5 protein-coding genes are annotated in these 7133 nt (G+C 68.3%); all 5 read right to left on the reverse strand.

Features of this window, described 5'->3' with window-relative positions:
• The coding region (locus tag AC2VOR_RS20345) for a GTP-binding protein (protein WP_486964404.1) at positions 1-1239 on the reverse strand (1239 nt) is incomplete at its 3' end.
• A gap of 109 nt (positions 1240-1348) precedes the next feature.
• Positions 1349-2080: a respiratory nitrate reductase subunit gamma gene (gene narI / locus AC2VOR_RS20350; RefSeq protein WP_369737475.1), complete on the reverse strand. Its 732-nt coding sequence runs from the start codon at positions 2078-2080 to the stop codon at positions 1349-1351.
• Entirely contained in the window at positions 2073-2741 is a 669-nt protein-coding gene (gene narJ, locus AC2VOR_RS20355; RefSeq protein ID WP_486964405.1) for a nitrate reductase molybdenum cofactor assembly chaperone, read from the reverse strand. Before narJ ends, narI begins: the two co-directional genes overlap by 8 nt.
• Positions 2738-4324 (reverse strand): nitrate reductase subunit beta, encoded by a 1587-nt coding sequence (narH, locus tag AC2VOR_RS20360; RefSeq protein ID WP_369737473.1) that lies wholly within the window; start codon positions 4322-4324, stop codon positions 2738-2740. The genes narJ and narH overlap by 4 nt, the downstream gene beginning before the upstream one ends.
• A 4-nt stretch (positions 4325-4328) precedes the next feature.
• The coding region (locus AC2VOR_RS20365; RefSeq protein WP_486964406.1) for a molybdopterin-dependent oxidoreductase at positions 4329-7133 on the reverse strand (2805 nt) is incomplete at its 5' end.

A 7133-nucleotide genomic window follows, 5' to 3' on the forward strand; every position in this document is an offset into this window, starting at 1 on the left:
CGTTCTGGTGACCACTTGCGGCTTGCCGACCGTGAGCTCGAAGCCCTCGCGGCGCATCTGTTCGACCAGCACGGCCAGGGCGAGCTCGCCGCGGCCCTGCACCTCCCACGCGTCGGGCCGGCCGATGTCCACGACCCGGATGGACACGTTGCCGACCAGCTCGGTGTCCAGCCGGCTGCGGACCATGCGCGCGGTCAGCTTGTGGCCGGGCACCTTGCCCGCCAGCGGCGAGGTGTTGGTGCCGATGGTCACCGAGATCGCCGGCTCGTCGACGGTGATGCGCGGCAGCGCGTGGGCGTGATCGGGGTCGGCCAGCGTGTCGCCGATCATGATCTCGGGCAGGCCCGCGACGGCCACGATGTCGCCGGCGATCGCCTCGTCGGTGGCGCTGCGCTCGACTCCCTCGGTCGCGAGCAGCTCGGTGATCTTGGCGCTGGTGATGACGGGCAGCCCGTCGACTTCCCGCATCCAGGCGACCTGCTGACCCTTGCGCAGTTTGCCGTTGTAGATGCGGATCAGGGCGAGCCGCCCGAGGAACGCCGACGCGTCGAGGTTGGTCACCAACGCCTGCAGCGGTGCCTCCGGGTCTCCCGACGGTGGCGGGATGTGCTCCATCAACACGTCGAACAGCGGGTCGAGGTTGTCGCCGGCGGGCACCTCGCCGTCGGCGGGCTGTTCGGTGCTCGCGATGCCCGCGCGACCGGACGCGTACAGCGTCGGCAGCCCCAGCGCGTGTTCGGCCGCCTTGGCCGCCTCGTCGTCGAGGTCCGAGGCGACGTCGAGCAGCAGGTCGTGGCTGGCTTCGACCACCTCGGCGATGCGCGCGTCCGGCCGGTCGGTCTTGTTGACGACGAGGATCACCGGCAGGTGCGCGGCCAGCGCCTTGCGCAGCACGAACCGCGTCTGGGGCAGCGGCCCCTCCGACGCGTCGACCAGCAGCAACACCCCGTCCACCATGGACAGCCCGCGTTCGACCTCGCCGCCGAAGTCGGCGTGCCCGGGGGTGTCGATGACGTTGATCACCGTCACGGTCCCGTCCGGGTGAAGGCGGTGCACGGCGGTGTTCTTGGCCAGGATGGTGATGCCCTTTTCTTTCTCGAGGTCACCGCTGTCCATGATGCGTTCCTGGGTGTCATCACCGCGGTGCGTCAACGCCCCTGACTGCCGCAGCATCGCGTCGACCAGGGTGGTTTTTCCGTGGTCGACGTGGGCGACGATGGCAACGTTGCGAAATGGCACGTCGGTGATTGTGGCAGCGCGGGCTGCGCATGCGCGAACCGAGCAGGTCACCGGGCGTGAAAGGGCGGCGTCGAAGGGCGACATGGTCGGCGCGTCGGCGCCCGTGCGCCTACCAGCCCCTGCGGGGCGGCGCCGCGCCGACCATGTCGCCCTTGGCCGCCACCTCACGGCTGCGGTAGACGATGTAGGGCCGGAACAGGTAGGCGACCGGCGCGCTGAACACGTGCACCAGGCGCGTGAACGGCCACATCGCGAACAGCACCATCCCGATCAGGGCGTGCAGTTGGTAATCCCACGGGGCGTTGATCATCACCTCCCCGTGCGGCTGCAGCAGCCAGATCCGCCGGAACCACAAGCCGACGGTGTAGCGGTAGTGGAACTCGCCGCCGTGGGGACCGGTGCCGATCAGGTCGCAGTACAGGCCGACCACGATGGCCAGCACCAGCACCACATACATCACCTTGTCGCCGCGGGTGGTGGCCGCCGACACCGCGGGGCGGGTGAACCGCCGGTAGATCAGCAACCCGATGCCGGCCAACGCCGCGGCGCCGGCGATCGACCCGGCGATCACCGCCTGCAGGTGGTAGGCGTAGTCGCTCACGTGCAGCCAGTGCGTCACCCGAGGCGGGATGAGCAGGCCCATCACGTGTCCGGCGAACACCGCGAGGATGCCGAAGTGAAAGATCGGGCTGCCGATACGCAGCAGCCGCGACTCGTAGATCTGCGAGGACCGGGAGGTCCAGCCGAACTTGTCGTAGCGATACCGCCACCAGCTGCCGATGATCAAAACGGCCAGCGTCACGTAGGGCGCGATGTCCCAGAACAGCACGTTGCTAAACACTTGGCGCTCCTGCCTGCCGTCGGGGCGGTACGGTCAGTGTGAACGCCTGCAGCCCAACGGCTTCCGCGGGCGGCCCGGCTTCGGCCAGTCGCTCCGCCCGAGCGATCTCCTGGCCGGTGGCCGCCGGCAGCGTCGCGGCGACCGCCGCCACGGTGGGCTCGTAGGGTGACTGCGCATCGGCCAGCGCCCTACGTAACACGTCGATGGGGACCCGATGCTCGCTCAGCAGCCGCCGCCCGGCCCCGGGATCGACGGTGGCGGCGAACTCGAGCACCACCGGGAGGTGGTCGGGGGCCTCGACGCGCGGCGACTCGACGCCCGCCGCCCGGTAGGCGGCCGCGAACGCCAGCATCTCCCGGCCGCGGTTACGGGTGTCCCCGGCCGTCCAGTACGTCAGGTACATCGTGGCCCGCCGCCGCAGGTCGAAGGTGGCGACGTAGTCCATCGCCGCGGCCATCGGCTCGCGGGCGCGCAGCGCCGCCGCCGTCTGCGCGAGCAGTTCGGCGGCGGGGCCGACGATGTGACCCAGCAACTCCGCCACGGTGTCCAGCCGGTCGGTCAGCCCGTCGTCGGGATAGGCCAGCAGCAGCGACGCCGCCTGCCAGACCAGCCGATCCTGCATCCGGCCACCGGAACGGTCCCGAAGCTGCGGCAGTCTCATTGCTTGTCCTCTTCGGGAAACATCCCGGCCGACGCCTCACGGCCGTCCCAGTTCAGCAGGTTCACCCGGGAGCGTTGCGTGGCGTGGAAGCTTTCCACCGAGACGGGCACCGGGCCGCCCGACTCGTACATTCCCGGACCCCCCTCACCGGTCAGCGAGCACCCCTGCTCCTCGAGATCCCGGGCCTGCGGGCTGAAGGCCGTCGGGATGACGTAGCGCTCTTCGTATTTCGCGATCGCAAGCAGCCGGTACATCTCGTAGATCTGCTCTTCGGTCATTCCCACCGAATGCGGGATGTGCGGCTGGGTCTCGCGCCCGAGGTTGATGTCGCGCATGTAGGAGCGCATCGCCGCCAGCCGGCGCAGCACGGCCTCGACCGGTCCGGTGTCGCCGGCGGTGAACAGCTCGGCCAGGTACTGCATCGGGATGCGCAGCGCCTCCAGCGCGCCGAACAGGTTGCCCAGGTCCTCCCCGTCGTGGCCGTCCCGGCTGACCGCGTCGACCACCGGCGACAGCGGCGGGATGTACCAGACCATCGGCATGGTGCGGTACTCGGGATGCAACGGCAGCGCCACCTGGTAGGTGTTGATCAGCGCGTAGACCGGCGAGCGTTGCGCGGCCTCGATCCACTCGTCGGAGATGCCCTCGGCGCGCGCACCGGCGATCACCTCGGGATCGTTGGGATCCAACAGAATTCGGCGCTGCGACTCGTAGAGGTCGGTGTCGTTCTCCACCGACGCGGCCGCCAGCACCTCGTCGGCGTCGTAGAGCACCAGGCCGAGATAGCGCAGCCGGCCCACGCAGGTCTCCGAGCAGATGGTCGGCAAGCCGACCTCCATCCGCGGGTAACACAGCGTGCACTTCTCGGCCTTACCGGTCTTGTGGTTGAAATACACCTTCTTGTAGGGACATCCGGACACGCACATCCGCCAGCCGCGGCAGCGGTCCTGATCGACCAGCACGATGCCGTCCTCGCTGCGCTTGTACATCGCACCGGACGGGCAGGAGGCCACGCAGGACGGGTTGAGGCAGTGCTCGCAGATCCGCGGCAGGTAGAACATGAACGTCTCTTCGAGACGCAGCCGGACCTCCTCGCCGACCTTCTGCAGGATCGGGTCTCCGGCCAGGATCTCCGGTGAACCGGACAGGTTGTCGTCCCAGTTGGGTCCCCAGGAGATCTTCATCGGCTCGCCGCTGATGAGGCTGCGCGGCGCAGCGGTGGGGAACGTGTCACCGGCCGGTGCAGTGGTCAGGTTCTCGTAGTCGTAGGTCCACGGTTCGTAATAGTCGTCGATGGTGGGCAGCTGCGGGTTGGCGAAGATCCGCAGCAGTTTCCGGATGCGCCCGCCGTCGCGCAGCCGCAGGCGGCCTCGCTTGTCGCGGACCCAGCCGCCGCGCCAGCGCTGCTGGTCCTCGTAGGTACGCGGATAGCCTTGTCCCGGCCGGGTTTCGACGTTGTTGAACCACACGTACTCGGTGCCGGCGCGATTGGTCCAGGCCTGCTTGCAGGTCACCGAACAGGTGTGGCAGCCGATGCATTTGTCGAGGTTCATCACCATCGCCAACTGCGCCATGACTTTCATCGCTTTAGTACCGCACTTCCTGGCTGCGGCGGCGCACCACGGTGACCTCGTCGCGCTGGCTACCGGCGGGTCCCAGGTAGTTGAAGGCGAACGCGTGCTGGCCGTAGCCGCCGGCCAGGTGGCTGGGCTTGATCCGGATCCGGGTCAGCGCGTTGTGGTTGCCGCCGCGTTTGCCGTTGATCTCCGAGCGTGGCGTGTCCACGGTGCGTTCCTGGACGTGGTAGACGAACACCACACCGTCGGGCATCCGGTGCGAGACGATAACCCGGCACACGAAAATTCCGTTGGTGTTGACCGCCTCCACCCAATCGTTATCTCGCACACCTATCTTGGCCGCATCGCCGGGACTCATCCACATCGTCGGTCCCCCGCGCGACAGCGTCAGCATGTACAGGTTGTCCTGATAGGTCGAGTGGAACGACCACTTCGAGTGCGGGGTCACGTACCGAACGGTCAGGCCGACGCCGTCATCGGTCGGGCCGAGCTCGGGCTGACCGAACAACCGCGCCATGTCCAGCGGTGGTCGGAAGACCGGCAACTGCTCGCCGAGTTCCTCGATCCAGTCGTGGGCCAGATAGAAATGCATGCGTCCGGTGAGGGTGTGGAACGGCTTGAGGTTCTCGATGTTGATGGTGAAGGGAGCGTAGCGGCGCCCACCGGTCTCGCTGCCCGACCACTCCGGGCTGGTGATCACCGGCACCGGGCGCGCCTGGGTGTCGGCGTAGGTGATGCGGCGGTCCTCGCTGCCCTCGGCCAGGTGCGCCAGCCGCTGCCCGGTGCGTTTCTCCAGTTCCCGGAACCCCTCGACCGCGAGCCGGCCGTTGCACGTGCCCGACAGCAGCAGCATGACATCGGCCATCCGCTCATCGGTGTTTACCGCCGGGCGGTCTTCCGCCGCACCAGAATTCATCACCCCGAATTTGGCGGCGAGCTCCGCGACCTCACGGGTGGGGTGGACCGTGACTCCCTTGGTGGTCACGCCGAACTGGTCGACAAGCGGTCCCAGCGTCATCCACTTGTCGTAGACGGCGGTGTAGTCGCGCTCCACCACGGTGAGCTTGGGCATGGTTTGCCCCGCCACCGGCGTCGCTCCGGTGCGCAGCCAGTCTTCTTCGCTGCCATCGGGATACACCATCGCATCGGGGGTGTCGTGTTGCAGCGCGGTGAGCACCACGTCGCTGCGGGTGCCCAGGTGCCGCTTGGCCATGACACTGAAGGCGCGGGCGATGGCGCCGAAAGCGTCGAAGTCCGACCGGGTTTCCCACGGCGGGTCGGTTGCGGCGCTGAACGCGTGCACGAACGGGTGCATGTCGGTACTGGAGATGTCCGCCTTTTCGTACCAGGTCGCAGCGGGCAGCACGACATCGGACACCAGCGTCGTCGAGGTCATCCGGAAGTCGATCGACATCATCAGGTCGAGCTTGCCTTCGGGGATGTCCCCCGCACAGGCCACCTCGACGGGCGCCGCCCCGTCGAACGCGGGCCCGGCCTGGATGTTGGCGTCGGTGCCCAGCAGGTGGCGCAGGAAGTATTCGCCGCCTTTGCCCGACGATCCGATCAGGTTGGCCCGCCACACCGTCAGCACGCGCGGCCAGTTCACGGGGTTGTCGGGGTCGGTCACGGAGAGCTTGAGCTCGCGCCGGCCGAGCTGCTCGGCGACATATTCGGCGACGTCGCGGCCGGCGGCCCGCGCCTCGTCGGCGACGTCCAGGCTGGACCGGTCGAACTGCGGGTAGAACGGGCTCCAGCCCATCGCCGTCGCGGCCGCCAGCAGGTCCACCGTGTGCCTGCCGGCGAACCGCCCCCGACCCACCGGGCTGGCCAGCTTGTCGGCCGCGTAGCCGTCGTAGCGCCATTGGTCGGTGTGGGCGTACCAGTAGGAGGCACCGGGTATCTGCCGCGGCGGGCGCACCCAGTCAGTGGCCATCGCCATCGTCTGAAAGCCGCTGAGGGGGCGCACCTTCTCCTGGCCGACGTAGTGTGCCCAGCCGCCGCCGTTGCGTCCCATCGAGCCGGTCAACATCAACAGCGCCAGCACCGCGCGGTAGATGGCGTCGCCGTGGAACCACTGGTTGATGCCGCTGCCCATGATGATCATCGAACGGCCGCCGGATTCCTCTGCGCTGCGGGCGAATTCGCGGGCGACGCGGATGGCCTGCGCGGCCGAAACCCCGGTGATCGCCTCCTGCCACGCCGGGGTGTTCTGCCGGGTCGCGTCGTCGTAGCCGGCAGGCCAGTCGCCCGGCAACCTCGGCCGCGCCACCCCGTACTGGGCGAGCATCAAGTCGAACACGGTACACACCAGGTGTTTTCCGATGCGACGCACCGGTACGCCGCGCGCGATCGTCGCACCCTCGCCGTTGACGGTGTCGAAGCCGGGCAGATGCACCAGCGCGGTGCCGGAATGACCGTTCGAGCCGTGCACGTCCCATATGCTCAGCGCCGGCATCAGGTCGCCGAGGTCGAGGTTCCACTTGCCGATGCCGTCCTCGCCGTACCGGAAGCCCAGCGAGCCGTGCGGCACCGAGACCGAGTCGGTGGCCTCGTCCCACACGGTGGGCTTGAGTGCTGAGTTCTCGACCGCTTCTCCCAAGTCGGCCGCCGTGAGATTCTTCCCCGGCACCAGCATGTCGCCGCGCTCTTCCAACTTGATCAGGAACGGCAGGTCGGTGTAGCGGCGCGCGAAGTCGGCGAAGAACGGAACCCGCTTTTGCACATAGCATTCCGAGAGGATGACGTGGCCCATCGCCATCGCCAGCGCCCCGTCGGTGCCGGCCGCGCACGGCATCCACTCGTCGGCGAACTTGGT

The organism is Mycobacterium sp. TH-M103, from assembly GCF_057473785.1.